The sequence below is a fragment of the Actinoplanes italicus genome, assembly GCF_003001815.1.
Taxonomy (GTDB): Bacteria; Actinomycetota; Actinomycetes; order Mycobacteriales; family Micromonosporaceae; genus Actinoplanes; species Actinoplanes italicus.
On sequence record NZ_PVMZ01000016.1, the window covers coordinates 215,131 to 240,704 of the forward strand.

At 70.4% G+C, this 25,574-nt stretch carries 25 protein-coding genes; 17 read left to right on the top strand and 8 right to left on the bottom strand.

Annotated elements, in window-relative coordinates; genetic code table 11:
* Positions 1 to 16 precede the first annotated feature (16 nt).
* Entirely contained in the window at positions 17 to 658 is a 642-nt protein-coding gene (locus tag CLV67_RS33310; RefSeq protein WP_106325563.1) for a VHL beta domain-containing protein, read from the bottom strand.
* A gap of 198 nt (positions 659 to 856) precedes the next feature.
* On the opposite strand from CLV67_RS33310, the gene CLV67_RS33315 reads away from it, so the two are divergent.
* Complete coding sequence (locus CLV67_RS33315) at positions 857 to 1,648, top strand: hypothetical protein (RefSeq protein WP_106325565.1); 792 nt, start codon at positions 857 to 859, stop codon at positions 1,646 to 1,648.
* A gap of 7 nt (positions 1,649 to 1,655) precedes the next feature.
* On the opposite strand, the gene CLV67_RS33320 is transcribed toward CLV67_RS33315, so the two are convergent.
* Positions 1,656 to 3,563 (bottom strand): alpha-glucuronidase, encoded by a 1,908-nt coding sequence (locus tag CLV67_RS33320; protein WP_106325567.1) that lies wholly within the window; start codon positions 3,561 to 3,563, stop codon positions 1,656 to 1,658.
* 234 nt (positions 3,564 to 3,797) lie between these two features.
* Here CLV67_RS33320 and CLV67_RS33325 point away from each other — a divergent pair, with 234 nt between their 5' ends.
* The gene (locus CLV67_RS33325) at positions 3,798 to 6,005 is read left to right on the top strand and encodes a rhamnogalacturonan lyase (RefSeq protein WP_106325569.1); all 2,208 of its coding nucleotides are present in this window, start codon (positions 3,798 to 3,800) and stop codon (positions 6,003 to 6,005) included.
* Here CLV67_RS33325 and CLV67_RS33330 read toward each other — a convergent pair.
* Both CLV67_RS33330 and CLV67_RS33335 read right to left on the bottom strand, forming a co-directional pair.
* On the bottom strand, positions 5,948 to 7,168 hold the full coding sequence (locus CLV67_RS33330; RefSeq protein WP_106325571.1) for an NAD(P)-binding domain-containing protein: 1,221 nt from the start codon (positions 7,166 to 7,168) through the stop codon (positions 5,948 to 5,950). The genes CLV67_RS33325 and CLV67_RS33330 overlap by 58 nt on opposite strands.
* 2 nt (positions 7,169 to 7,170) lie before the next feature.
* Positions 7,171 to 7,716, bottom strand: a complete 546-nt coding sequence (locus CLV67_RS33335; RefSeq protein WP_106325573.1) for an OsmC family protein — start codon at positions 7,714 to 7,716, stop codon at positions 7,171 to 7,173.
* A gap of 89 nt (positions 7,717 to 7,805) precedes the next feature.
* Here CLV67_RS33335 and metX point away from each other — a divergent pair, with 89 nt between their 5' ends.
* From metX to CLV67_RS33355, 4 genes are all read left to right on the top strand, one after another.
* On the top strand, positions 7,806 to 8,942 hold the full coding sequence (gene metX / locus CLV67_RS33340) for a homoserine O-acetyltransferase MetX (RefSeq protein ID WP_106325575.1): 1,137 nt from the start codon (positions 7,806 to 7,808) through the stop codon (positions 8,940 to 8,942).
* Positions 8,939 to 10,237, top strand: a complete 1,299-nt coding sequence (locus CLV67_RS33345) for an O-acetylhomoserine aminocarboxypropyltransferase/cysteine synthase family protein (RefSeq protein ID WP_106325577.1) — start codon at positions 8,939 to 8,941, stop codon at positions 10,235 to 10,237. The genes metX and CLV67_RS33345 overlap by 4 nt, the downstream gene beginning before the upstream one ends.
* On the top strand, positions 10,234 to 10,704 hold the full coding sequence (locus CLV67_RS33350; RefSeq protein WP_106325579.1) for a CoA-binding protein: 471 nt from the start codon (positions 10,234 to 10,236) through the stop codon (positions 10,702 to 10,704). The genes CLV67_RS33345 and CLV67_RS33350 overlap by 4 nt, the downstream gene beginning before the upstream one ends.
* 110 nt (positions 10,705 to 10,814) lie before the next feature.
* Complete coding sequence (locus CLV67_RS33355) at positions 10,815 to 11,651, top strand: SGNH/GDSL hydrolase family protein (protein ID WP_106325581.1); 837 nt, start codon at positions 10,815 to 10,817, stop codon at positions 11,649 to 11,651.
* A gap of 19 nt (positions 11,652 to 11,670) precedes the next feature.
* Here the strand turns inward: CLV67_RS33355 and CLV67_RS33360 are convergent, their stop codons facing one another.
* Positions 11,671 to 12,687 carry a zinc-dependent alcohol dehydrogenase gene (locus CLV67_RS33360; RefSeq protein ID WP_106325583.1) on the bottom strand — a complete coding sequence of 339 codons (1,017 nt, stop codon included), beginning with the start codon at positions 12,685 to 12,687 and terminating at the stop codon, positions 11,671 to 11,673.
* Between the two features lie 61 nt (positions 12,688 to 12,748).
* Between CLV67_RS33360 and CLV67_RS33365 the strand changes: the two genes are divergently transcribed.
* Positions 12,749 to 13,729, top strand: a complete 981-nt coding sequence (locus tag CLV67_RS33365) for a LacI family DNA-binding transcriptional regulator (RefSeq protein ID WP_106325585.1) — start codon at positions 12,749 to 12,751, stop codon at positions 13,727 to 13,729.
* 125 nt (positions 13,730 to 13,854) lie between these two features.
* Positions 13,855 to 14,910 (top strand): PD-(D/E)XK nuclease family protein, encoded by a 1,056-nt coding sequence (locus CLV67_RS33370; protein WP_146169383.1) that lies wholly within the window; start codon positions 13,855 to 13,857, stop codon positions 14,908 to 14,910.
* A 44-nt stretch (positions 14,911 to 14,954) separates the two neighbouring features.
* Here CLV67_RS33370 and CLV67_RS33375 read toward each other — a convergent pair whose 3' ends face one another.
* Positions 14,955 to 15,791: an alpha/beta fold hydrolase gene (locus tag CLV67_RS33375; protein ID WP_239166288.1), complete on the bottom strand. Its 837-nt coding sequence runs from the start codon at positions 15,789 to 15,791 to the stop codon at positions 14,955 to 14,957.
* Positions 15,792 to 16,689: 898 nt separating this feature from the next.
* Positions 16,690 to 17,529 carry an SDR family oxidoreductase gene (locus tag CLV67_RS33380; protein ID WP_106325589.1) on the bottom strand — a complete coding sequence of 280 codons (840 nt, stop codon included), beginning with the start codon at positions 17,527 to 17,529 and terminating at the stop codon, positions 16,690 to 16,692.
* 88 nt (positions 17,530 to 17,617) lie between these two features.
* On the opposite strand from CLV67_RS33380, the gene CLV67_RS33385 reads away from it, so the two are divergent.
* A complete protein-coding gene (locus CLV67_RS33385; RefSeq protein WP_106325591.1) occupies positions 17,618 to 17,977 on the top strand; it encodes a winged helix-turn-helix transcriptional regulator in 360 nt (119 codons plus the stop codon).
* On the opposite strand, the gene CLV67_RS33390 is transcribed toward CLV67_RS33385, so the two are convergent.
* The gene (locus tag CLV67_RS33390) at positions 17,970 to 18,356 is read right to left on the bottom strand and encodes a tyrosinase family oxidase copper chaperone (RefSeq protein ID WP_170154096.1); all 387 of its coding nucleotides are present in this window, start codon (positions 18,354 to 18,356) and stop codon (positions 17,970 to 17,972) included. The two genes, CLV67_RS33385 and CLV67_RS33390, sit on opposite strands and share 8 nt — an antisense overlap.
* A 280-nt stretch (positions 18,357 to 18,636) precedes the next feature.
* Here CLV67_RS33390 and CLV67_RS33395 point away from each other — a divergent pair, with 280 nt between their 5' ends.
* The 8 genes from CLV67_RS33395 (at position 18,637) to CLV67_RS33430 (ending at position 25,566) form a co-directional block, all read left to right on the top strand.
* The gene (locus tag CLV67_RS33395) at positions 18,637 to 19,122 is read left to right on the top strand and encodes a tyrosinase family oxidase copper chaperone (protein ID WP_106325595.1); all 486 of its coding nucleotides are present in this window, start codon (positions 18,637 to 18,639) and stop codon (positions 19,120 to 19,122) included.
* Positions 19,123 to 19,164: 42 nt separating this feature from the next.
* Complete coding sequence (locus tag CLV67_RS33400) at positions 19,165 to 19,974, top strand: tyrosinase family protein (RefSeq protein ID WP_106325597.1); 810 nt, start codon at positions 19,165 to 19,167, stop codon at positions 19,972 to 19,974.
* Between the two features lie 64 nt (positions 19,975 to 20,038).
* Positions 20,039 to 20,899, top strand: a complete 861-nt coding sequence (locus tag CLV67_RS33405; protein WP_106325599.1) for a helix-turn-helix domain-containing protein — start codon at positions 20,039 to 20,041, stop codon at positions 20,897 to 20,899.
* A 26-nt stretch (positions 20,900 to 20,925) separates the two neighbouring features.
* Positions 20,926 to 21,465 (top strand): cysteine hydrolase family protein, encoded by a 540-nt coding sequence (locus tag CLV67_RS33410; RefSeq protein ID WP_106325601.1) that lies wholly within the window; start codon positions 20,926 to 20,928, stop codon positions 21,463 to 21,465.
* An 84-nt stretch (positions 21,466 to 21,549) separates the two neighbouring features.
* Positions 21,550 to 21,861, top strand: coding sequence for a hypothetical protein (locus CLV67_RS33415; protein WP_106325603.1), 312 nt, complete (start codon positions 21,550 to 21,552; stop codon positions 21,859 to 21,861).
* A gap of 179 nt (positions 21,862 to 22,040) precedes the next feature.
* Positions 22,041 to 23,459, top strand: a complete 1,419-nt coding sequence (locus CLV67_RS33420; RefSeq protein WP_239166289.1) for a cellulase family glycosylhydrolase — start codon at positions 22,041 to 22,043, stop codon at positions 23,457 to 23,459.
* A gap of 240 nt (positions 23,460 to 23,699) precedes the next feature.
* A complete protein-coding gene (locus CLV67_RS33425; RefSeq protein WP_106325607.1) occupies positions 23,700 to 25,160 on the top strand; it encodes an FAD-dependent monooxygenase in 1,461 nt (486 codons plus the stop codon).
* Positions 25,161 to 25,176: 16 nt separating this feature from the next.
* Positions 25,177 to 25,566, top strand: coding sequence for a DUF2750 domain-containing protein (locus CLV67_RS33430; RefSeq protein ID WP_170154097.1), 390 nt, complete (start codon positions 25,177 to 25,179; stop codon positions 25,564 to 25,566).
* Positions 25,567 to 25,574 lie beyond the last annotated feature (8 nt).

The following is a 25,574-nucleotide window of genomic DNA, read 5'->3' on the forward strand; positions in this document are numbered from 1 at the left end:
CGACTCAGAAAGCACGCTAGCGGATCTCGGCGAGACCCGGCGCCTCCACCGCCTCGAACAGCGCCACGGCCGTCCCGTCGGCGCGCGTGATCACCCAGACGTGCCCGGCGTACGTCTGCTGCTGATAGCTCTGGCCCGGTTCGAGATCCTGGTACCTGATCCGCTCCTGGTCATCGCTGATCCAGTTGACGGTCACCCTCTCCGCGCTGTCGTTCACGAAGTAGATCGACGTCAGGGCGCCCTGTGTGTAGTCCCAGCGGCGCCTCTCGGCGTCGGCGGGCATCGCTTCGAGCCGCTGCACCGCCGGGGAGGCCGCCGGTGCGGTCGTCGTCCGACCTCCAGCCGCCTGCCGCGCCGGGCCCTCGGCCGACACTCCACTGTCCTGGTTCGCCCGGTTCAGCAACGCCGCCACGGAACCGGCCGCGCACAGCACCAGAACGAACGCGGCGACCACGACAGGCACCACCCACCGGCGAGGCGAGGCCTGCGGCGGCTGCTGAGGCAGAACCACCAGTTTGTACGGAGGATCGACCGGCGGCTCCGGCACATCGACCGGGACCCGCACCGGCGGAGGGTCGACCGGCGGCTCGGACGCGTCGACCGGGATCTGCGCCGGCGGCTCGTAGGGCTCGGGAGGGTCGGGCAGCTTGTCGGTCACGCGATCACCGTAGACCGGCTGCGCACACCCGCCCGTCCGGGCAGAACAGGCACCGCGAGGCAGCCGGAACGGGATCGGCCGTCCGGCTCGTCACGGTGGTGCACGCGGCCGAATCCCGATCTCACCCTTGGCGGGCGCCTGTGCGGACATGCCATCGTGGATGGAGCAGCGACAACCGCCCCCGAGCAGAGATCGCCGATGTCTGATATCTCCGTGCCCGACGAACTCGGCTACCTGGTCCGCATCACCGACGAGACCGGCAAGGTGCTGGGCACCGGCATCACGGTCGCCGCCGGTCGGGTGCTCACCTCCCTGCACCTGGTCGGCCCACGGATGCTGGCCGACCCGGACACCCGGATCCATGTGACGCCGGCCGCCGGGGGCCCGCCGCTTCCCGCCGTCATCGGCTTTGCCGACGGTGAACTCGATCTCGCCATGTTGCACTGCGCCCCACGCGCCCGCCACATCGGGCGGATCGGCTCCAGCCGGGACATCGAGGTCGGCGGCAACGTCGAGGTGCTGGTGCCGTCCGACGAGGACATCCCGCTCCGGCTCGAGACCGAATGGCTGGGTTCGCACGCCGTCGACCAGTCCGGGCAGCACAGTCACGTCCGGGCTCCGCGGGAGCACCGCGAGCTCGGCCTGCATCGTGCGATCGTCGCCCGGGACCGTCCTGCACGGCTGCCGCGGCCCGGCCTCGCTGCGGCACTGTCGGCGTACGCCACCGCCCACGCCGCGGCCGACCGGATCGACGAGGCGCGGCCGCCGATGGCCGAGTCACTGGCGATCGTCCGCGGCCTCGCCGCCTCGGATCGGAACGCGCACCTCCCGGACCTGGCCGAGGTGGTCAGCCGGGAGACTTTCGGGCTCGTAGAAGCACTGAACAGACAGACGGACCGCCTCCTGGCCCGGCCGGCGGTCAGCGAGCGGCATGCCGGGGAGGCGACCGCGCTGCGGGCGGAGGCCGCTGCCCTGCTGCGTGAAGGCTGACAGCGGTTCAGTGGATGGTCCGGCCCTTCGCGTCGGGGATGCCGGACTTGCGGTAGAAGTAGGTGTTGATCTGGTCGCGCCACTCCTCGGCGCTGCGCAGCTGCTCGTCGAGGCGCTCGGCGACGCGGGCGTGGACGGCCGGGTCCACCGGGCCGGCGGCCGAGAGCCAGCGTTCGCGCATGCCGGCCACCCGCTCGGCGCCGGCGAAGTGGGTGTCGTAGATGTGCTGGATCACCGTGGTGCCGCTCTGCAGGACGTGGTCGTATGGCACGTGGTGGAAGAACAGCAGCAGCTCGTCGGGGCAGGTGGCGCGAGACTCGTACAGCTGGGAAAAGGGTTTGGGGTAGAGGCCCGCGAAGCCGGTGCCGGTGGCCACCGTCCGGTCGACGCCGACGCCGTCCCGGTCGGCGAAGTGGTAGGTGCCCCACGGGGTGTACTCGTAGCCGTCGACGTCGGGACCGTAGTGGTGTCCGGGGCGGACCATGAAGCCGACGCCGAGTGGGGCGGTGTACTGCTCGTACGTCTGCCAGGAGTCGTCCATCAGGTCGTGCAGGACCTCCCGCAGGCCGGGGAACGTCAGGCTGATCCACTCGTCGAGGACGGCGAGCGGGTCGAGGCCGGGGTTCCAGCCCAGGCGGCCCACCGCGTAGAGGTTGGCCTGGGCCAGCGGGTGACCGGTCCAGAACGGGTCGTCGCCGACGCTGGACACCGCGGTCAGGCCGGCCGCGGACCGCAACGGCAGCGAGCTCCACATCGGGGGCAGGTAGCACACATGTTTCTGCTGGCCGGTGTACTCCTGGGTGACCTGCAGTTCGACCGCCAGGCGGGTGTACGGCATCGCGAACAGCACGGGTGACACCGGCTCGCGGGTCTGGAAGTCCATCGGACCGTGCTTGACCTGCACGATCACGTTGTCGTCGAACCGGCCGTCGAGCGGCGCGAAGTGGTCGAAGGCGGCGCGGGCCCGGTCGGTGGTGCGGTCACGCCAGTCCTGGCGGTGGTTGTAGACGAACGCCCGCCAGCGGACCACGGCGTCGTACGGGGCCAGCGCCGCGGCGAGCATGTTCGCGCCGTCGGCGTGGTCGCGGCCGTAGGTGAACGGGCCGGGCTGACCCTCGGAGTCGGCCTTCACGAGGTAGCCGCCGAAGTCGGGGATCGCCTCGAAGACCCGCTCGGTGGTGCGCTTCCACCATTGCCGGACGGCGTCGTCGAGCGGGTCGGCGGTGTCCAGGTCGCCGAGGATGACGGGCGCCGCGAAGTTGACCGACAGGTGGACGCGGATGCCGTACGCGCGGAAGATCCCGGCGAGGGTCGCCACCTGGCCGAGCCCGTCGGTGAGCAGGTGGGTCTCGGTGGTGTGGACGTTGACGTTGTTGACCGTGACCGCGTTGATCCCGGTGGCGGCCAGCAGCCGGGCGTAGCCGCGGACCCGGGTCAAATCCTCGCGCAGCCGCCCGTTCCGCCAGAAGATCGAGCCGCCGGAGTAGCCGCGTTCGACCTGCCCCATCACCGGGTGCACGTCGACGTTGTCCCAGTGGTCGAGCACCCGCAGCGGGAGGGCAGGTTCGTGCCGCTCCTCGGCCAGGGCCGGGTCGAAGGCGGCCTCCCCGCGACGGACCACCTCGAACAGGCCGTGGAGCAGCCCGGCCGGACCGTCGGCGGCCACCACCGTCGACTCGCCGAGCCGCCCGATCCGGAATCCCTCCGAGGAGGTCACCGAGGCGTCGAGGACGAGGTCCGCCGGCTCGCCGGGTTCGCAGATCCGCCCGCCGAAGCTCGCGCACGCCTGGGCCACCTCGGAGCGGACCGTGTCGACCAGCAGGCCCCGCCCCTCGATCCGGATCCGCCGGGAACCGAGCGCCCGGAACGCCGAGGGCGGCAGCCAGGCGGAATGCACTTCGGGTGGTTGCGACATCAGGGCGACTCCGCATCACTCGGCAAAGCATTGAAGTCGCACGATATCGCGCCGGAGCAGCGCTGCCTTGAATCATTCAAAGATGATCTTGGGAACGAGCACGGGGCGGCCACTGAAACGATCCACAATTTACCGGCCGGAAACCGTTGACTCCGGCGACGAGCCGCTCCAGACTCCGGTGGAAAGCGCTTTCCTCCTGCTGGCCCCGACGTCCCCTCGGAGGAGACGAGAAGCATGCATCCCCGTACCGCAAGATTCTGGAAAGCGTGCGTCGCGGCAGCCGTGCTGGTCGCCGCCGTGCCCGCGTCCCCAGCGGCGGCCGAGCCGCGCGGCCCACGCCTGGAACGCCTCGATCGCGGACTGGTCGCCGCCTCGACCAGTGAGGGCGTGTTCCTGAGCTGGCGGCTGCTGGCGAACGAGGCCACCGGCCACTCGGCCACCGGCCTGACCGGCGCGAACTTCGGCGTCTACCGTGACGGCAGGCGGATCGCCACGGTCACCGACAGCACCAACTTCCTCGACCGCGACGGCACCGCCACCTCCAAGTACCGGGTCGGGAACTCGCGGACCGTGACGCCGTGGGCCGGTGGCTACACCGAGCTGCCGCTGCAGAAGCCGGCGGACGGCGTGACCCCGGCGGGCGAGGTCTACACCTACGCGGCCAACGACATGAGCGTCGGCGACGTGGACGGCGACGGCCGGTACGAGTACGTCGTCAAGTGGGACCCGTCGAACTCCAAGGACGTCTCGCAGGTCGGCTGGACCGGCCCGGTCTACATCGACACCTACCGCGCCGACGGCACCCTGCTGCACCGCATCGACCTGGGCGTGAACATCCGGGCCGGTGCGCACTACACGCAGTTCCTGGTCTACGACTTCGACGGCGACGGCCGCTCGGAGATGATGCTCAAGACGGCGCCCGGCACGAAGACGATCCGCAACGGCCACGAGCGGTTCATCACGACGCCGGGACACGCGCCGACCGAGGACCACCGGCTCAGCGCGGCCGGCTACTACCAGCACGTCGTCGACATGTTCCTGGGCTGGCACAAGCATCCCGAGGTGGTCGCCGGGCACTGGCCCGCCACCCTGGAGCAGGCGTTCGGCATCGCGCCGCAGTACACGTACCCGCTGAGCCGGGCGGACGCCGAGAAGCTGACCGACTACTTCATGGACGTGTACGCCCCGTCGCGCTCGACCCGCAACAACCTGCGCGCGTTCGAGGGCTTCATCGTCGACGGTCCGGAGTATCTGACCGTCTTCGAGGGCGCGACCGGCCGTGAGCTGCAGACCGTCAAGTACAAGCCGGGCCGCCACGACGACGGCCTGATGTGGGGCGACTACGCGATGGCCCGGATCGAGCCGGGTAACCGGGTGGACCGGTTCCTGTCCGGGGTGGCCTATCTGGACGGCAAGCGCCCGTCGGCGGTGTTCGCCCGCGGCTACTACACCCGAACGACGCTGGTGGCGTATCACTGGAACGGCCGCAGGCTGGTGGAGAACTGGTACGTCGACTCGGGCTGGACGCCGATGACGAACCCGTTCAACGACTCGCCGCACGGGCGGGACGGGACGTCCCCGGAATACGGAAAGCTGACCACGCAGGGCTTCCACTCGCTCAGCGCCGCGGACGTGGATCTCGACGGCAAGCAGGAGATCGTCTACGGCTCGGCCACGATCGACGACGACGGTGACGTCCTGTACTCGTCGTTCGGCGCGCTCCCGACCGGCGAACAGGCGCGGCTCGGGCACGGCGACGCCATGCACGTGACCGACATCGACCCGGACCGCCCCGGCCAGGAGATCTTCACGGTCCACGAGGGCGCGACCTCGGCGCCGTACGGCATGGCGATGCGCGACGCCAAGACCGGCGAGGTGCTGTTCGGCACCTACTCGGGGCGCGACACCGGCCGCGGCATGATCGGTGACGTGCTGACGGCCACGCGCGGCATCGAGTCGTGGGCGAGCATGCCCGGCGGTTCGGAGGCGCTCGGCCTGCACAGCGCCACCGGTGAGGTGCTGACCAGCACGATCCCGGGCACGAACGCCAGCATCCGCTGGTCGGGCGACCTGACGACGCAGATCGTCAACGGCGCGCAGGACGTGACGCCGACGATCGACGACTGGGCCCGGGGCCGGCTGCTGACCGCCGACGGCACCCGCACCAACAACGGCACGAAGGGCAACCCGAGCCTGGTCGCCGACATCCTCGGCGACTGGCGCGAGGAGCTTCTGGTGCGGACCGTGGACAGCTCGGCGATCCGGATCCACCTGAGCACCGAGGTGACCAACCACAAGCTGTACACGCTGATGCACGACCCGCAGTACCGGGTCGAGGTGGCCCGCCAGCAGACCACCTACAACCAGCCGTCCTACCCGAGCTTCTACCTGGCCTCGGACACCGACTGGTCGAAGGTGCCGCTGAGCCGCAAGGCGAGGTGATCGACGACGTGCCGGGCATCGTCCTCGATGCCGTGCAGAAAGGTTGACCGGCGGCGGCGTAGCACCGGCAGGCCCAGGGCGTACAGCCCGGGAACGCCGGTCACGCCGCCGTCGTGCCGCAGCCGCCCGCGATCGTCGAGGACCGGCACGTCCAGCCAGGAGTAGTCGGGCCGGAACCCGGTCGCCCACACGATCGTGCTGATCTCACCGGACCGCAGATCGAGCCGCAGTCGTGGTTTGCCGGGCACACGGGTCGGTTCGAGGACGACGCGGTCGGAGATCCCGGCCCACTCGTCGAACCCGGCGAGCATCCGATTGGCCTTGAGGTCGGCGAGCGAACACACGTTACGCAGCCCGCCGGAGAACAGCGCCGACCCGTCCCGGACCGCGGCCAGCCGCCCGACCAGCTCGACGCCGGCCGCGGTCAGCGTGTTGAGATCGACGTCGGCGCCCCCGGCGAGCTGCGGGGACGGCAGCCGCCGGGCCCGTTCGAGATCCTCGACCTCGTCGTAACGCTGCGCCCACACCCCGCTCTCGTGCATCCACCACAGCACGTCACGGCCACGATGCCGCCGCGGCATCCGGGTGTGCTCCCCCACCGACAGCACCACATGCCGCCCGGACGCCCGCAGCTCGGCGGCGAGCTGCACCCCGGTCGCCGAGGCACCGACCACGAGCACACCACCGTCCGGAAGCTTGTCGGGATGGCGGTAGTCGAACGGGGTGACCTGATGGACGCCGAGTTCCCCGAAGTCCGGCACGATGGGAACATTGCAGGCCCCGCTTGCGATGATCACCGACCGGCAGGCCAGGTCTCCGGCGCTCGAGGAAACCTCAAACCCTTCTTCGGTACGCTCTACGCGTTCCACATTCACGCCGGTCCGGACAGGCGCGCCCGTGGAGAAGCGTTCGATGAATCCGATCACCTCGGTCATCGTCATGTACCCGTCCGGGTCGGGTCCGTCGTAGTCCTGGCCGGGCAGCCGGCTCAGCCAGTTGGGCGTGAGCAGCCGCAGTGAGTCCCAGCGTTCGGTCCGCCACGAGTTGGCGACCTCCCCGCGCTCCAGGACGACGTGATCGATCGCCCGCGAACGCAGGAAGTGACTGGCAGCGAGCCCGGCGTGCCCGGCCCCGACGACGACCGTGGTGACGCGATCGGCCACGCTCAGGCGACCTCTACGGTCACGTCGGTCGGGTTGGTGAGCGCGTCGAACACGGCCGACCGCTTCTGCGACTGGGCCACGAGCGCCTCGATGTCCTCCGGGGAGGCGTCGGCGTCGATGTTGAAGGTGACCTTGATGTCGTTGTAGCCGTTGCGGACGTCGGCGTCGCCGAGGATGCCGCGGATGTCGTGGTTGCCCTCGACCGTGGCGGTGACCGAGTTCAGCTGGATCCCGCGGTTCTGGGCGACCGAGGCGACACCCGCGGTGAGGCAGCTGGCCAGGCCGACCAGCAGGTACTCGATCGGGGTGATGCCGTTGTCCTCGGCCGCGAACACCTCCGGGTGGTCGGCCGCGAACACCGTCTCGCTCTTGTGCGACTGCTCGGCGCCGAGGCCGTAGAAGTTCTTGATCGTGGTGGTGCTGTGCACGCCCTTGTCCCACTTGGACGTGGCTCGCCAGGTGAACTGGGCGGCCTCGGGGGCGCCCTTGAGGGCTTCGCGCGCGTCGAGCAGCGCCTGGACGTTGACTCCGTTATCGGTGGTGGTCATACCCGCGATCCTTCCCTCCCGGACCTTGATCCACAAGACCCATCGAGTTGCTAGACAATCCAGCCGACCTGGCATAACTTCGAAAAGTTATGAGCCCAGGATCCGTCGGCGTCGTCGAGACCCGCTACCTCGACCTGCCCGCACCGCTGCCGCTGGACTGCGGGCGGGAACTGTCCGGGGTCCGGGTGGCCTACGAGACGTACGGCACGCTGTCCCCCGGACGCGACAACGTGATCCTGGTCTGCCATGCGCTCTCCGGTGACGCCCACGCGGCCGGGATCGCGGCCACGCCGCCCGAGGAGGGCACCCGCGAGGGCTACGCCAGGGGCCTGGGCTGGTGGGACGGCATGATCGGGCCGGGCAAGGCGTTCGACACCGACCGCTGGTTCGTGGTGTCGACCAATCTGCTCGGCGGCTGCCGGGGCACGACCGGCCCGTCCTCGATCGACCCGGCGACCGGCGAGCCGTACGGCCCGGACTTCCCGGTGATCACGGTGGCCGACATGGTCCGCTGCGAGCGGGCGTTCCTCGACGTGCTCGGCGTCGAGCGGCTCGCGGCCGTGGCCGGCGGCTCGCTCGGCGGGATGCAGGCCCTGCAGTGGGCCGTGGATTACCCCGATCAGGTGACGTCGATCGTGGTGATCGCCTCCACACACGCGCTGCAGCCGCAGGGCGTGGCCTGGAACGCCATCGCCCGTGAGTCGATCATGCGGGATCCGGACTGGCAGGGTGGCCGCTACTACGGGACGGGCCGCTCCCCCGACGCCGGGATGGGCGTCGCGCGGATGGTCGGGCACATCACCTACCTGTCCGCGCCGGGGCTGGCGGAGAAGTTCGGGCGGCGTTTCCAGAACGGCCTCAACTACACGATCACCGAGCCCGAGTACGAGGTGGAGAGCTACCTGCGGTACCAGGCCGCCGCGTTCGTCCGCCGGTTCGACGCCAACACCTATCTCTACCTTTCGCGGGCGCTGACCTACTTCGAGCTGGGACCCGCCGCGCTGAACCGGATCAAGGCCCGGACGCTGCTGATCGCGTTCAGCTCGGACTGGCTCTATCCACCGGCCGCCTCCCGCGAGATCAGCGAGATCCTGGGATCGTCCGCCGAGTTCCACGTCATCGACGCGCCCCACGGGCACGATTGTTTCCTGCTGGAAGAGGCCCGGCAGACACCCATCGTCCGGCGGTTCCTTCAGGAGGCCACCGAAAGAGAGGGCACCGCGTGAGCAGAGCAGAAGAGCCGCACGAGTTCGGGTTCGAGACCCGTCAGCTGCACGCCGGTCAGCGGCCCGACCCGAACACCGGCGCCCGGGCGGTGCCGATCTTCCAGACGACCAGTTACGTCTTCGAGGATCCGGAGTCGGCGGCCGCCTACTTCAACCTCCAGGAGTACGGCAACACGTACTCCCGGATCATGAATCCGACGACGGCCGTCTTCGAGGAGCGGGTGGCCAACCTGGAGGGCGGCAGCGGCGCGGTCGCCTTCGCCAGCGGCATCGCGGCCCAGGCCGCGGCCCTGTTCACGCTGCTCGAGCCGGGCGATCACGTGGTCGCGTCGTCGGCGCTCTACGGCGGCACCGTCAACCAGCTCAAGCACCTGCTCCGCAAGATGAACGTGGAGCTGTCGTGGGTGGATCCGGACGACACCTCGTCGTGGGGCAAGGCGGTGCGGGAGAACACGAAGGCGTTCTTCGGTGAGACGATCGGCAACCCGGGCGGGAACATCCTCGACATCGAGACGATCGCCGGGATCGCCCACGAGCACGACCTGCCGCTGATCGTGGACAACACGTTCGCCACGCCGTACCTGTGCCGGCCGATCGACTGGGGCGCGGACATCGTGGTGCACTCGGCGACGAAGTTCATCGGCGGGCACGGGACCAGCATCGGCGGTGTGGTCGTGGAGGCCGGCACCTTCGACTGGTCCAACGGGCGGTTCCCGGTGGTGGCGGAGCCGTCCCCGGCGTACCACGGCCTGAAGTTCCATGAGACCTTCGGGACGTACGGCTATCTCATGAAGCTGCGCGCCGAGACGCTGCGTGACCTGGGCGGGGCGCTGTCGCCGTTCAACGCGTTCCTGTTCCTGCAGGGCCTGGAGACGCTGTCGCTGCGGATGGACCGGCACGTGGCGAACGCCCGCCGGGTCGCCTCCTTCCTGGCGGAGCATCCGTGCGCGTCGAACATCACCTACGCCGGGCTGCCGGACAGCCGGTACCGGCCGCTGGTCGAGAAGTATCTGCCGCTCGGGCCGGGCGCGGTGTTCTCGTTCGACGTGGCCGGTGGCCGTGACGGCGGACAGGATCTGATCCGGGGCGTGCAGTTGTGGTCGCACCTGGCGAACGTCGGCGACGCGAAGAGCCTGATCATCCATCCGGCGAGCACCACGCACCGGCAGCTCAGCGACGACGAGTTGCGGGCGGCCGGCGTCGGGCCGGGCACGGTACGGCTGTCGGTCGGCACCGAGAGCGTGGACGATCTGATCTGGGACCTGACGAACGCGTTCCAGGGGGTGACCGCATGAGCTATCAGGACGCACTGACCATCCAGCGTGTGCTCAACACGGCGCAGACGATCGCGATCGTCGGGCTGTCCGGCAATGAGCTGCGGGCCAGCTACTTCGTCGCGTACTACATGAAGCGGCACGGCTACCGGGTGATCCCGGTGAACCCGCGGGAGAGCGAGATCCTCGGTGAGACGTCGTATCCGTCGTTGCGCGAGGTACCCGTACCCATCGATGTGGTGAACGTCTTCCGGGCGCCGGGCGCGCTGCCGCAGATCGCGGCGGATGCCGTTGCGGTGGGCGCCGGTGCCCTGTGGACCCAGTTCGGGGTGATCAACCAGGAGGGGGCGGACATCGCCGAGGCCGGCGGCCTGACCGTGATCATGGACCGGTGCCTCAAGGTGGAGCACGCCCGCTACGTGGGGCGGATGCACTGGCTGGGTTTCAACACTCAGCGGATCACGTCGGTGCGCTCGGGACTGCAGTAGAGACGGCGCGGCCTGCCCAAGATGGGTGACATTTCGCCGTATGGTGCGTTTGTCCGTTATGAACCTCCCCGGTTCATCGTGTACCGCCGCACCTACGGGAGAGAACTGTCATGTCCTACCCTGCTGCGATCTTCCGACGCGTGGTCGCCCTGTGCGCGGCCGCCGCGCTGACCGCCACCGCCTGGGCCGCCCCCGCCACCGCCGTCGCGGTGTCCGTCGCGCCCGCCCCGCTCCAGTACGCCGCGCTCGGTGACTCGTACGCCGCCGGCTACGGGTCCGAGGCCACCCGGGACGCCTGTGGCCGTACGCCCTCCGCCTACCCGGCCCTGCTGGCCCGCGAGTCGCGCGGCGGCCTCGCGCTGCGCAACGCGGCGTGCATCGGCGCCACCACCGCCGACGTCATCCGGCAGAGCTCGGTGCTCGGCAGGCAGACCGGCCTGATCACCATCACCGCCGGCGCCAACGACCTGTCCATCAAGCAGGTGCTGCAGACGTGCATGAGCCAGGCCTTCGCGGCCGCCTGCCAGCGCGAGAACACCCTGGTCAACCGCAAGCTGGCCACCGTGCTCCCGCGTGATCTGAACCGGATGATCCGTACCGTCGCCACCGCCGCGCCGAACGCCCGCGTCGTCATCACCGGTTACCCGCTGCCGTTCGCCAAGAACCGCCAGTGCGCGACCGTCCCGGTCAACGCGAAGCTGCGCACCCGGGCCAACCAGGTGATCAGCCGCCTGAACAGCGCTATCGCGGCGGCCGCGGCCCGCAACAAGGTCCGCTTCGTCGACGTCGAGCAGTCGTTCGCCGGCCACGGCCTGTGCACCCCGCGTCCGTGGCTGGTCGGTGCCGAGGGCATGCGCGACAACCGGGTGCTGCACCCGACCGCCACCGGCCACGCCCGCGGTTACCTCCCCGCGGTCGCCGCCTCCGGCCTCGCCGACCGCGCCTGAGCGGCGCACCCGCCGGGCGTCACGGCAGGGTGACCACCACCTTGTCCGCGGCGCCCGGCGTGGCCGCAAGATCAAGAGCACGACCCACCTGGGTGTACGGGAGAACGTCGCTGACGATCAACGCGTACCGCTCCCAGTGCTCGACCAGATCCTTCGTCACCTCGAAGATCTCGGTCGGGTAGCCCATGGCCAGCGCGATCGTCAGCTCGCTGGTCAGCAAGGAGCCGAAGTCGACACTGATCGGCTTCTTGTGCACCGCCACGATGCTCAGCCGTGCCCCGTGCCGGGCCGTCGCCAGGACCGTCTCGATCACCGCCGGAACCCCGGCCGCGTCCAGGTAGAGCTCGGTGGCCGGTTTCCCGTGCCGCCCGAAGTAGCGCGGCGCCTCCCCGTGCAACTCCAGCAGCCGCGCGGCGACATCCTCCCGCGACGAGTCGATCACCGCGTCCGCGCCCACCTTGAGCGCCTTGGCCAGCCGGTTCGGCACCACGTCGACGACCACCACGTGGGCCACGCCGCGCAGCTTGAGCCCGATCGCCGCGCCCAGCCCGATCGGCCCGGCCCCGAACACGACCGCGGTCTGCCCCGGCTTCGGTTCGAGCCGGTTGACCGCGTGCGTCGCGACCGCCATCGGCTCGTTGAGCGCCGCCACCTCGAACGGGACATGCTCCGGCACCGTCACCAGGTGCACCCCGGCCTGAGCACCCCGGATCAGCACCAGCTCGTTGAGCCCGCCCTGGGCGCCGCCGCTGCCGATGATGCCGTCGCCGGACGCCATCGGGTTCAGCACCACGTGATCACCCACCGCGAGGCCGGTCACCTCGGCGCCGGCCTCGACGATCTCACCGGCCGGCTCGTGCCCCAGCGGCGTAGCGCCCTGCCGCGGCGGGATGCCGCCGACCGCGATGTACATGCCGTCGGAACCACAGATGCCGCACGCCCGGATCCGCACCAGCACGTCGGCCGGCCCGGCCACCGGTGCCGGAACCTCGACGGTCGCGGTCAGCCCCGGCCCGGTCACCATCACACTCTTCATGTGCTGCACTAAATCGAATTAGTGACGCGGTACGCTATCGGCCGTTGGGAGGAATCAGTCCGTGCCGCGTAGCCGAGTGACCCTGAAGGACGTAGCCGCCGCGAGCGGCGTCTCGGCGACGACCGCGAGCTTCGTGCTCAACCGGGTGACGGGCCAGACCATCCCGCCCGCCACCCAGGAACGCGTTCGCCGCGCCGCGGCCGAGCTCGGTTATGTGCCGCACGGCAGCGCCCGGGCGTTGCGCGAAGGCAGCTCCCGGCTCGTCCTGCTCAACGTGGGCGAGCTGCCGGTCGCCGGAAGCCTGCGCAGCTTCATCGCGGGCCTCGACGCCGAACTGGCCGCCCACGAGCACACCCTGCTGGTCCGCCACGGCCGCACCGGCGACGCCACCCTGCGGCGAGCCGTCGAGACCGCAGACCCGCGTGCCGTCATCGACCTGGTCAAGGTCTACGCGGCCGACGACCCCGACCGCCTCGACGGCGGCTGGATCGACGGGCTCGCCACCCACACCGCCACCCAGATCGACTACCTCGCCGGCCGCGGACACACACGCATCGGTTTCGCCATGCCGTCCGACGACCGGCTGGCCCGGATCGCCCGGCTGCGCCTGCAGCAGGCCCGCACGGTGGCCCGGACCCGCGGCCTGCCCGCCCCCGCCGAGTTCACCCTCGACGACTTCGTGGCGGCCGCCGGGACGATCACGGCGGTAGCCACGTTCGACGGCCATGCGCAGGCCCGCGTCGTGCCGCCGGTCGCCGTGCCCGACGGCCATGCTGCGGTCACGGCGGTGGCCGCGTTCGACGACGACACGGCACTGCGGCTGCTCAGCGCCATGGCCGACCGTGGACTCCATGCGCCGGACGACCTCGCCGTGATCGGCTTCGACGACACCGGCCACGGCGGTTTCTGGCGGCCCGCCCTGACCACGGTCCGCATCGACGCCGAAGGCTACGGCCGCCGCGCCGCACGCGCCGTGCTGGGCCTGCCGACCGACGCCGCCCCGCCCGCGCCGTCCACCGTGATCGTCCGCTCGACGGCCTGAACCGCCGCCCCGCAAGCCTCCGCGATGCTCGCCCGCTTCGGGCGCCGCTGCTGGATGATGGCGGGATGTCCGAGCCCAGCCCCGCTCTCGGGCGCCTTGTCGCCAGCGAGAACAACATCAGTGACTTGCTCGCCTTCCTGTTCGAGAAGGATCCCGCCCCGCTGATCCGGATCCTCGGCCTCCCCGACGGCGTCTACTGGTGCCGGCGGGAGGCACCGGCCGCCAAAGGCCGACTCGATCTGATCGTCTACCGGGCCGAACTGCCCGTGGCGGTGCTGGAAATCAAGGGTGCCTCGAGAGAACACGGCGACCAGCTCGACCGCTACCAGGCCTGGGCTGCGAAACAGAACCCCGAGGCCGCGTTGTTCTACTGCTCCCCCGACCGCGACGACACACCGCGGAAGCCGTGGCGCGCGGTCGGGCTCGCCGAGCTGTTCGAGGCATGGCAGAGCAGCAGCGACCCGCATGCGACCTGGCTCGCCGGGGAGATCACGAACCTTCTGCGAAGTTGGGACAAGCAGGCGGAGGGAATCATCGGACACGCCAACGGCTGGTACGTCCCCGATTTGGTGACCCGCCGCATCGGTCGTCAACTCGATGGCGTACTGCGGCATGATCACCCTGGCGACGGGCAGGCAAAGGCGACCCGCACCACAGTCGGCAATCCGATGTTCCTTGCCTGGCGTCGGTATCCAGGAGGATCCGGGCACGCCTGGATCGGAGTCGACGTTCGCTGCAAAGGGCGCGGCAATCAGCAGGCGGCGTGGGAGTTCCGGCCGTGCGTGGAGGCCGAGGAAGGCGATCAGCCGGAGACCGCCATGATCGAGGCGCACGATCTGGCCTGTGCCCTGTATCCCGCGATGCTGCACTCGGCGATCAAGAAGATGCTCGACGACCGAGGCCTGTCAGATCTGGCGAAGTCGCTGTCTCCCACCGGTACCGACGGCCTCGTCAGAGCTCCCGACGCCGCGATTCTCGCCGGTTGGCGAAGCGCGGTTCAGGCCGGTACACAACCCCGCCGCCATCCTGTGTTCCGCAACGACTGGAACCGGCGGCTCGCCACCTCGTTCGTCCTGCACGTCGACAAGGTCGATCGGACCCAGCTCGCTGAACTGACCCTCGCCGTCCTCGACCATCTGGTGAAGTACGCGGCGCCGGACAGCCCACCGCGGGCCGGCTGACGCTTGATGGCCGAGCGGCCTCGCCCCCACCCGCGCGGGAGGGGTCACAGGCGGATCAGGTCGGCGACTTCCTCGGGCAGGCCGGGTGACGTGAGGACGTGACCCATGCCGGGGACGACGTGAAGTGTCGCACCCGGGATTGCGGCGGCCAGTGCCTCGCCGTGGCCGGGCGGATAGATCGGGTCCTGGTCACCGTGCACGATCGAGGTCGGCGCGGTGATCGACGAGAGCGAGACCCGCAGCGCGGGATCATCGCGCCACACGGCCCGGCCGTGGTTGGCCGCGGCCGCCGGGTCGACGGCCCGGGACAGCGCCAGCTCCAGCATCGTCCGCGCGGCGTCCTCGTCGAACGGCCGGACCGGGCCGTTGAAGACTCGGAACAGCTCGATATCGGATTCCACACCCGGCGGCAGCCCGAGCGCCAGGTGGGCGAGGAACTCCGTCGCCGGCGGCGGCAGATCGCCCGGGTCGGCCGGGAGCCCGGCGCGCGCTCGTTCCCACAACGCTCGCGGATCATGGTTCATCGGTGAGCTGGACATCACGGTCAGGGACCTGACCCGCTCGGGCGTGTGCACGGCCAGCCACTGCGCGAGCATGCCGCCCAGCGAGGCACCCGCCACGTGCGCCGACTCCAGTCCGTAACCGTCCAATACGGCCAGGCAGTCGCGGGCCATGTCGCTGATGTTGTACGGGTGGGCGTCGAAGTCGACGACACTCGACCGGCCGGTGTCCCGATGATCGAAACGGATCACCTGAACCCCGCGCTCGACGAGCCGCTCGACCAGCGCGTCGGGACAGCTGACACTTTGCGCGGACGATCCCATGATCATCAGAACCGCGGGGAGTTCCGGATCCCCGGCCCGCTCCGTCCAGATCCGCAACGGGCCGGAGACGACGATTCGCTCATGAGCATCGATCGCTCAGGCACGGTAGCGCCCCCATGTCCCGGAGCGCCGAGGTTTTCGGCGACCCGGCGAAGACCGGCCCCGACGCGGGGCGCACCTCGAGGTCACGTTTCCGGCACTTCGCCGGCCACCGGGCGCGGACGGTCGTGCCGGGCCGATGTCGACGCCCTCAGACTGCCCCGCTTCGCCACCCGCAAGCCTCACCACCCGCATGCCCCACCACCCGCAAGCCCAGCCACGCGCGGCCCGGAGGGCCGGGGCCGGGGCCGGGGCCGGAGGCCGGGGCGGGGCCGGGGCGGGGCCGGGGCGGGGGCGGGGGCGGAGGCCGGGGCGGGGCCGGAGGCCGAGGCGGGGGCCGAGGCCGGGGCGGGGGCCGGGGCCGAGGCGGGGGCCGAGGCGGGGCGGGGGCCGGGGCCGAGGGCCGCCGAACGATCACGGCGGGCCGTTCCACGTGCTGCCATCACCCACCCGTGAGCGGCAAAGCACACGCCAGGGCTTCGGGTGTGCTCCCGACGTCGTCGGCAACGACGGTGAGGTCACACGCTGCAGGACCGCGGACGCCCACTGTCGCCACCGCGACGGCAAGGTCGCACGCAGCAGCTACGTGCGACCCCACCGCCGCAGCACCGAGCCCTCCGCAACATCGCCCTCCGCAACATCGCGCTCCGCAACATCGCGCTCCGCGCCTCAGCGGCCGGCTTCCACGGCTGAGCTACGGCCGACGGGCTCTCACCCTGACCGCGAAGGCTTCGAGAGCTCCCGGCGCGAGAACCGTGCGAGCCGTCAGCCGTACCCCGGCCATGGATTCCGCTCGTCATAAGGCGTCCCAGCCGGGGCGCGCAGGCTTCCGCGCCTCCCGACCTGGGAACATGTCCTACCGGAAGGCGTCGACGCTGCGGCGCGCCCAGTCCGAGAAGGATCGCGGGGCACGGCCGAGGATCTCCGCGATGTGCGGGCTGATCCGCTGCTCGGTGGCCAGCGGTGAACCGAGGATCGCCAGCGTTCCCTCGACGACCGGGGGCGGCATGAACGTCAGCATCTGCTCGCGGGCCTGGTCGACGGTCTGGTCGACGAACCGGACCGGCTCGCCCAGCGCCTCCCCGAGGATGCGGGCCCGGTCACGCGGCGTGGTGAGAGCCGGACCGGTCAGTTCGTAGATCCGGCCGGCATGCCGGTCATCGCGCAGAACCACCGCGGCCACCTCGGCGATGTCGGCAGGGTCGACGAGCGGCAGCCCGACATCGCCGAACGGTGCGGCGGCCGTCCGCTCGGCGCGAATCGGGTTCGCCCAGCCGTACACATTGGAATAAAATCCGCCCGGGCGCAGGATCGTCCAGGCCATGCCGGACCCTCGCACCACGTCCTCGATGCCGCGCAGCGGCGCGTGGGAGACCGACTCCGGCCGGGTGCCCGCCGCCTGCGACGACAGCAGGACCACCCGGTCGACCCCGCCGGCCTTCGCCACGTCGAGGATGTCGCCGGGCGCCAGATGCGCGCCCGCGCCTGAGACCAGCAGGAACAGCGCGCGGGCGCCGTCCACCGCCGGTCGCAGCGTCTCGGGCTCGGCGAGGTCGGCCCTGATGTGCCGCACCCCGTCCGGCACGTCCACCGGCATCGTTGCCCGCGACACCGCCGTCACCCGTTCGCCGGCCGCGGACAGCGACCGCACCAGTACGCGACCGACGTTCCCGGTCGCTCCCGTCACCACGATCATGATCAGCTCCCCCGTCTCGTCCGTTGTGGACGCGGGAAAGCTAGCATCGCGAAGATAGTAGGTACCTAGAGGAAAGTGACTACCCGACGTGGAAGCGACAGACGATCCGGAGCGGGCCTGCCCGGTCGCGCCGGTGGTGGACATCGTGTTCAGCCGGTGGACGACCCCGATCCTGTGGTCGCTCAACTACCAGGGCCGGCAGCGGTTCGTGGAACTGCAGCGCCGGATCACCACGATCACGCCGAAGGTGCTCACCCAGCGGCTGCGGCAACTCGAGCGTGACGGGCTCGTGGCTCGCACCTATCACCCCGAGGTGCCGCCCCGCGTGGAGTACGAGATCACCGACCTGGGCCGCAGCCTCGCCCCGATCTTCGCCCACCTGACCGAGTGGGCCGCCGAACACCTCGGCGAGGTGGAGGCGGCCCGCAAGGAGTACGACGCTACTTAGTGGCCGACGGCGTGGCGACCGGGGTCCTGATCTCGAACTGCGGGCAGTGTGCCGCCGGTTCGGCGTCCGCGGACAGCGCGTTGTCGCCCAGCGTCTTCACCGAGGCCCTGGTGATGGCCCGCAGGCTCCGCTCGGGCTGGAAGCCCTGCACGGCGCTGGTGTACTGGCCGCTGTCGCCCGGGTACACGACGAGCCGCTTGCCGTCGATGTAGGCGCAGGCCGTGTCACCGCTGCCCCAGCCCATGATCTGGTGGCCACGATAGGTCTCGTAGAAGCCGAGCTTCGGCCCCTGGTCGACGGCCGGCGCCGCCTTCTCGCCGGTGGCCGACCAGGCCGTGGCCGTGCCGGCCGTGGCCAGCGCCCCGACGGCTACCGCCACCACGGCGACCATCCGCCGCGTTGCCCCGCGAATCTGCCTGCCTTGACTATTGCGCATTTAAATCATCGCCAATCCCGAGAATCATCGACGTCCGGAAGAATGTTTCCGGAAATCGTCACCGCTCGCCGAACCCAACGACGGTCCGGTGGCGGTGGTAATCCTTTCGATGATCCGACACGCCCATTTTACTACGGCGGGAGTACGCGCACCGGAGCTTGCCCGGCTATCTGCTTTCATGGTGCGGCGCGCCGCCTGAGGCGTTTTACAGAGAAGGATTTCCATGACTGACATGAAACGTCGCGACGTGCTGCGATACAGCGCGGCGGGTGCGGTCACGGCCGCCACCGCCACGCTGGCCGGCACCGAGGCCCTGGCCGGACCGGACCGGTCCGACATGCCCGCGGACCGACGGACCGACCGCGACAAGAAGGCCGACCCGTGGGACCCGCGTGACTTCGACGAGCTCTACAAGGGCAGGCGGATCCGGGGCCGGCACCTGCTCGGAAGCCTGCTTCGCGGCCAGGACGAGCTGTTCGTCGGCAACCGGAAACTGGCGCTCACCACGATCAGCACGCTGTTCTTCCCGGCCGACGGCTCGGCACCGTACGTCGCCACGGGCTACATCAGCGCCATCAATCACTACGACCCGGTGGAGATCGACGACAACCGCCGGCGGGACGGCCTCAAGCGGCTGGGACGGAAGATCGTCGATATTCTCGGCGACTGCGAGCTCGGCGAAGAATCCGCGAGAACGCATCACCACTGACGCGGTTACGCCCATTTCCCCAACGTGAAAGGCGACCGAGCAATGGCCGTCGTACGCAAGAGCATCGCCGCCATGACGATCGCGGAGAAGACCGCCTTCATCAACGCGCTCCGCCAGTTCAAGACCGCGTCCGCCAACGGGCGCAACTACAACTGGTACATCGACCAGCACATCACCTACTTCGCCCGCACCACTGACAACATCAGCCACGCCCACCAGGCGCCCTCGTTCCTGCCGTGGCACCGCGAGTACCTTCGCCTGCTCGAACTCGACCTGCAGACGGTCAGCGGCAACCCGAACATCTTCATCCCCTACTGGGACTGGACCGGCGCGGTGTCGCCGTTCACGGTCGACTTCCTCGGATCGATCACCAACGGTGGCGTCTCGAGCGGCAACTTCAGCCCGCGCTGGGGCTGGTCGATGTACCGCAGCAGCATCCAGACCAACACGCTGCAGCGGCGGCTCGGCCAGAACGCGAGCCGCCCGACCGTCACGACGATCAACAACGTGCAGTCCTACACGGTGTACGACCAGGCGCCGTGGAACCCGTCGGTGGTGAACAGTTACCGCAACCGCCTCGAGATCGAACTGCACAACCGGGTGCACAACTACGTCGGCGGCCACATGGCGACCCGCGAGGCACCGAACGACCCGGTGTTCTGGCTGCACCACTGCAACATCGACCGGCTGTGGTGGATCTGGCAGTCCAGCCGCGGCGTCGACACGTACGAGCCGCGGAGCGGCACCACCAACGGCGTGATCGACAACTTCGAGTCGATGCGCCCGTTCGGTGCCGGCCGCACACCGTCCGCGGTGCGTGACATCAGCTTCCTCAACTACAGCTACGCCTGAGGCGCCGCTGCCAGGCACTGACAGTTCCTCCCAGCACCTGAGCGGGCCGTCGTAGGGTCGGCCGGTGAGCGTCCGAGACGAGATCCGCGACTTCCTGCTGTCCCGGCGAGCCCGGGTCTCCCCTGAGGAGGCCGGGCTGCCGCGGCACGGCGAGCGCCGGGTGGCCGGGCTGCGCCGGGAGGAGGTCGCACAGCTGGCCGGGATCAGCGTCGAGTACTACACCCGGCTCGAGCGCGGCAACGCCCGTGGCTACTCCGACGACGTGCTCGCCGCGGTGGCCCGGGCGCTGCGCCTCGACGACGCCGAACGGGAGCACCTGTTCGACCTGGTCCACGCCGCTCTCCTCCGATCCCGCCCGGCGCGCGACGACCGTCCGTTACGGCCGGGCGTGCAGCGGCTCCTGGACGCCATGACCACCGTGCCCGCCTACGTGTGGAATCCGCGGCTCGACGTGGTCGCCGCCAATCCACTGGGCCGGGCACTGTTCGCGCCGCTCTTCGACAGCCCGCATCAGCCGGTCAACCAGGCGCGTTTCCTCTTCCGCGATCCGGCGGCGCCGTCGTTCTTCCCCGACTGGGAGGAGATGACGCACGACGCGGTGGCGGTGCTGCGCACCGCGGCGGGCCGCGGCCCGCATGACGATCGGCTGTCGGTCCTGGTCAGCGAGTTACTCACGGTCAGTGACACTTTTCAAGACCTCTGGCGGGCGTACGACGTACGCCGTCGCCGGTCCGGCCGGAAGCATTTCCGGCACCCTCTCGCGGGCCCGCTGACCGTGGATTTCGAGTCGCTGTCCCTGCAGGCCCAGCCCGGCCTGCGTCTCTCGGCGGGAACCGCCGAGCCCGGCTCCCCGTCCGCCGCCGCCCTCGACTTCCTGGCCCACTGGGCCACCACCCACCCCGCCAGCCGTACCCCGGCCCCGTGACCCGCACCCGAACACCCGGAGTTCCCGTGAGTCGTACCGCCCTGCTCGTCATGGATGTTCAACCCGCTGTCGTGGCTCGCTATCCGGATCCCGGGTATCTCGGGCGGCTGCGGGACGCCGTGGATCGTGCCCGCGGCACCGGGGTGCCCGTGATCTTCGTGGGGGTCGGATTCCGGGCCGGGGCGCCCGAGGTCGATCCGGCGAACCGGATGTTCGGCGGGCTCGCCGGGCGCGGGCTGCCGGCGACCGGGACCGAGTTCCATCCGGACGTCACGCCACTCGAGGACGACCCGGTCGTCACCAAACGCCGTGTCTCGGCGTTCACCGGCAGCGACCTGGACATGCTGCTGCGCGCGCAGCGCATCGATCACCTGGTGCTGACCGGCATCGCGACCAGCGGTGTCGTGCTGTCGACAGTCCGGCAGGCGGCCGACCTGGACTACCGGCTGACGGTCCTGGCCGACGGTTGCCTCGACAACGATCCCGAGGTGCACGACGTGCTGGTCGGCAAGGTCTTCCCGGCGCAGGCGGACGTGACGACCGTCAGCCGGTGGCAGGCCGGCTGATCCGCATTCCAGGCAGAAGCCACTCATGGTCGGCCGCCACCCCCGCTGGTCCTCGGGCACCGGCGACCCGCCTACGATCTCGGCGTGACCAACCCCAACCCGGTCGGCCCCCTGCGCTGGTACGCCGTCCTCGCCGTGCTGTTCTTCGGCATCCTGCCGACCGCGATGGTGGCCCTGCTGGTGGCCCGCGGCAACACCCCCGGATCGGTCGGCTGGCTGCTGGCCGGCGGTGTCCCACTGGTCATCTCGGCGATCATCCTGCTGGTCCGCGGCTTCACCGCCGCCGACCCCGAGGAGGCCTCGATCCTCCTGCGCCGCAGCATGGCCTTCGTCGCCGGTGCGGACGTTCTGCTCCTGGGTGGCAACGCTCTGATCCGGATGGCAACCGGGGCATAGCCCGGCACCACAACCGCAACCGCTCCACCCCGACCAAGCTCTGCTCTCCGGGCTGATGGACGCCGATCAAAAGGCCATTCCGCCGTCCCGCGAGAGAGGCCTCCACCCTGATGCGCAGCGTTCGGCTCCGCGCCACCGTCGTGGCTTCCGTACTCACCCTAGGTGCGGTTCTCCCGTCGATGCCCGCCCCGGCAGCTCCCGCGTCTGGGCCCAAGGCGACGGCCGCGGCCGCACCCACCCTCGCCGGCCGCCTGGCCGCCGTGCGTACCGCGAAGAGCCTGAACTACTACCCCTCGGACGCGGCCTGGTCGGCGATGTGGACCGAGTTCGACGCCAAGAAGATCCAGGCGGACCTGGCCAAGGCCGCCGCGCTGGGCGCGGACAACGTGCGGGTCATCGTCTTCCCAGAGGCTTTCGGTTACCCCAAACCCGTCACCGCGTACGCCGAGCGCCTGCGCACCTTCGTGGACATCGCCGCGAAGAACGGGATGACGGTCAAGCTCACCCTGTTCGACTGGTGGGACGGCTACACCGACGCGACGCGCAGCATCAGCTGGGCCAAGGCTGTGCTCGCGCCGTACGTCGACGATCCGCGGGTGATCGCCGTGGAGCTGAAGAACGAGTTCCAGCCGGCCGACGCCAAGGCCGTCACGTGGGTCCGCAAGCTGATCCCCGCCGTGCGGGCCGCCGCCCCGGCCATGCCGCTGACTCTGTCGGTCGACGGCGGGACCGGAGCCCCCGGCATGGCGAAGATCAAGAAGGCGCTGGCCGGCACCCCGCTCGACTACTACGACTTCCACTTCTACGGCAGCTCCGAGCGGGCGCTCACGGAGATCCGCAAGGCGCAGGCCGCGGTCGCCCCGTCCCCGGTGGTGATCGGTGAGACCGGCATGAGCACCGCCGCCGACAGCGACGGCGAGCAGGCCGCGTTCCTGGCGCGGGTGTTCCGGGCCGCCGGCGAGGCCGGGGTCGGCTCGGTGTCACCGTGGACGTTCACCGACTTCGGCGCGGGCGCCATCCCCGGCAACTCACAGGTCTCCGAGAAGCCGGCCCAGTACAAGTTCGGCCTGCACCGGGCCGACGGCACCCCGAAGGCCGCCGCCGCGGTGGTCCGCGACGCGTGGACCACCGGCAGCACCCCGAACGAGGTGCTCAACCTCGGCTTCGAGGCCAAGGCCGGTGACTCGCCGTGGCGGCAGAACCTGCCGAAGGCCGGTGCCGCCGTGATCACCACGTCGAACCCGCGCAACGGCAGGTACGCGGCCCGGTTCTCCGGCACCAAACGCACCGCGGCCGGGCTGCCGTCGCTGGCCACGTCGCCGATCACCCCGGTGCAGCCGGGACACCGGTGGCGGGCCGAGGCGTGGGCCCGGGGCGCGTCCGCCACCGGCACCACCGAGATCACGCTGAGCTGGTTCGACGCGAACGGCCGCTGGGTAGGCCAGCACTCCTCGAACCGGCTGCCGGCCGGCACGACCGACTGGACCAAGCTGGTCGTGGAGACGGTCGCCCCGGCCCGGGCCGCCGGGGTGCAACTGCACCTCAAGTCCGGCGACAACCGGGGCACGGTCTGGTTCGACGACGTGGCGATCTCCTAGCCGACCGGACCCGGTCACGCTCGGTCTCGGTGCGGTCGTCGCGGTGATGCCGTCGGCACGGGAGCTGGACGCGGCGTTGCCCGGACGGTAGATTTCCGCTGACTGTGACCACACCCCGGGAGGTGAGACCCATGAACGTCGTAGCGATGTGGGTGCTTCCCCGTACCGTCACGGTCGGGCGACCGAGGTAGGTGTCGCCGGGAGCGCCTCGCCGGACAGGCACTCCCGAAAGGCCACACCATGCAACTCACCACCGAGTACGACGTCGTCATCGCCGGCTGCGGCCCGACCGGCGCGATGCTGGCCGCCGAACTGCGGCTGCACGACGTCCGGGTGCTAGTCCTGGAGAAGGACACCGAGCCCGTCTCGTACGCCCGGATCGTCGGTCTTCACATCCGCAGTCTCGAACTGATGGCGATGCGCGGACTGCTCGAACGCCTTCGCGAACATGGCCGGCCACGCCCGGCCGGGGCCTACTTCGCGGCCATCGACAAACCCGCCCCCGCCGGGCTGGACTCCCCGCACGCGTACCTGCTGGGCATCCCGCAGCCGGTCGTCGTCAGCGTGCTCGAGGACCACGCGATCGCGCGGGGTGCGCAGATCCGGCGCGGTGGCACGGTGACCGGTGCCGAACAGGACGCCGACGGTGTGACCGTCACCTTGGCCGGCGGGGAGCGCCTGCGCTCGCGCTATCTGGTCGGCTGCGACGGCGCCCGCAGTACGGTGCGCAAGCTGCTCGGGGTCGGCTTCCCCGGCGAACCGGCACGCAACGACACGCTGATGGGCGAGATGGCGGTGGGCGCGGCGCCGGAGGAGATCGCCGCCGCGATGGCCCGGCTCGGCTCGAGCGACAGGCGGTTCGCCCTGCGGCCCGTGGGCGTCGGCGTCTACTCCGTCATCGTCCCGGCAGCCGGTGCCGTTGACCGTGCCGAGCCGCCCACGATCGAGGATTTCCGGGAGCGGTTGCGTGCCGTCGCCGGGACCGACTTCGGCGTGCACTCCCCGCGCTGGCTGTCCCGGTTCGGTGACGCGACCCGGCTGGTGGAGAGTTACCGGGCCGGGCGGGTGCTGCTGGCCGGCGACGCCGCGCACATCCATCCGCCGATCGGTGGTCAGGGCCTGAATCTCGGTGTGCAGGACGCGTTCAATCTCGGCTGGAAACTCGCCGCACAGGTCCGCGGATGGGCACCGGACACCTTGCTGGACACCTATCACGCCGAGCGTCATCCGGTCGCCGCGGAGGTGCTGGACAACACCCGCGCCCAGACGGCACTGCTGGCGCCCGATCCGGGTTCGCGGGCGATGCGGCGGCTGCTGACCGAACTGATGGACTTCGAGCAGGTCAATCGGCGTCTGCTCGAGAAGATCACAGCCATCGGGATCCGGTACGACTTCGGCGCGGGCCCCGATCTGCTGGGCCGGCGTCTGCCCGACATCGCGGTGAAGCACGGCAACCTCTACAGCCTGCTGAACGGCGGCCGCGGCCTGCTGCTCGACCGTACCGAGCGCCTCGCCGCCGGCGGCTGGTACGACCGGGTCGACCACCTGGCGGACGCCACCGCGGCCCTGGACGCACCGGCTGTCCTGCTGCGCCCCGACGGGCACGTAGCCTGGATCGGCGACGACCAGCGGGACCTGGACGCCCACCTGTCCCGGTGGTTCGGCCGTCCCGATAGCATCGCCGCGGAACATCGCGGATAGGATTTTCGGAGGTCAGGTGGCACGGGACGACATCTCGCGCGGGGAAGCCGACCGGCTGCGACGGCTGGACGACGCCGCCCGGCTCGACCGGACTTTCGAGATCATCGCGGCCAAGGGCGTGGTGTGGGTCTGGGGTGACGAGGACGAGGTCCTGTTCACCGAGGACGGCGAACGCCGTACCCTGCTGCCTGTCTGGCCGCACGCCACGGTCGCCCGGATGGAGAACGAGGGCGAGGTGGCCGGGGAGCACGCGATCCGGATCCCGGCCAAGGCGTTCCTCAACGAGTGGCTGCCGCAGCTGGAGGAGGACGACGCGGTCATCGCGGTCTTCCCGGTCGAGGACCGGATCGCGGCGGTCCTCGACCTCGCGGACTTCCGTGAGAGGCTGACCGCCGCGCTGCGCTGAGTCCCGCG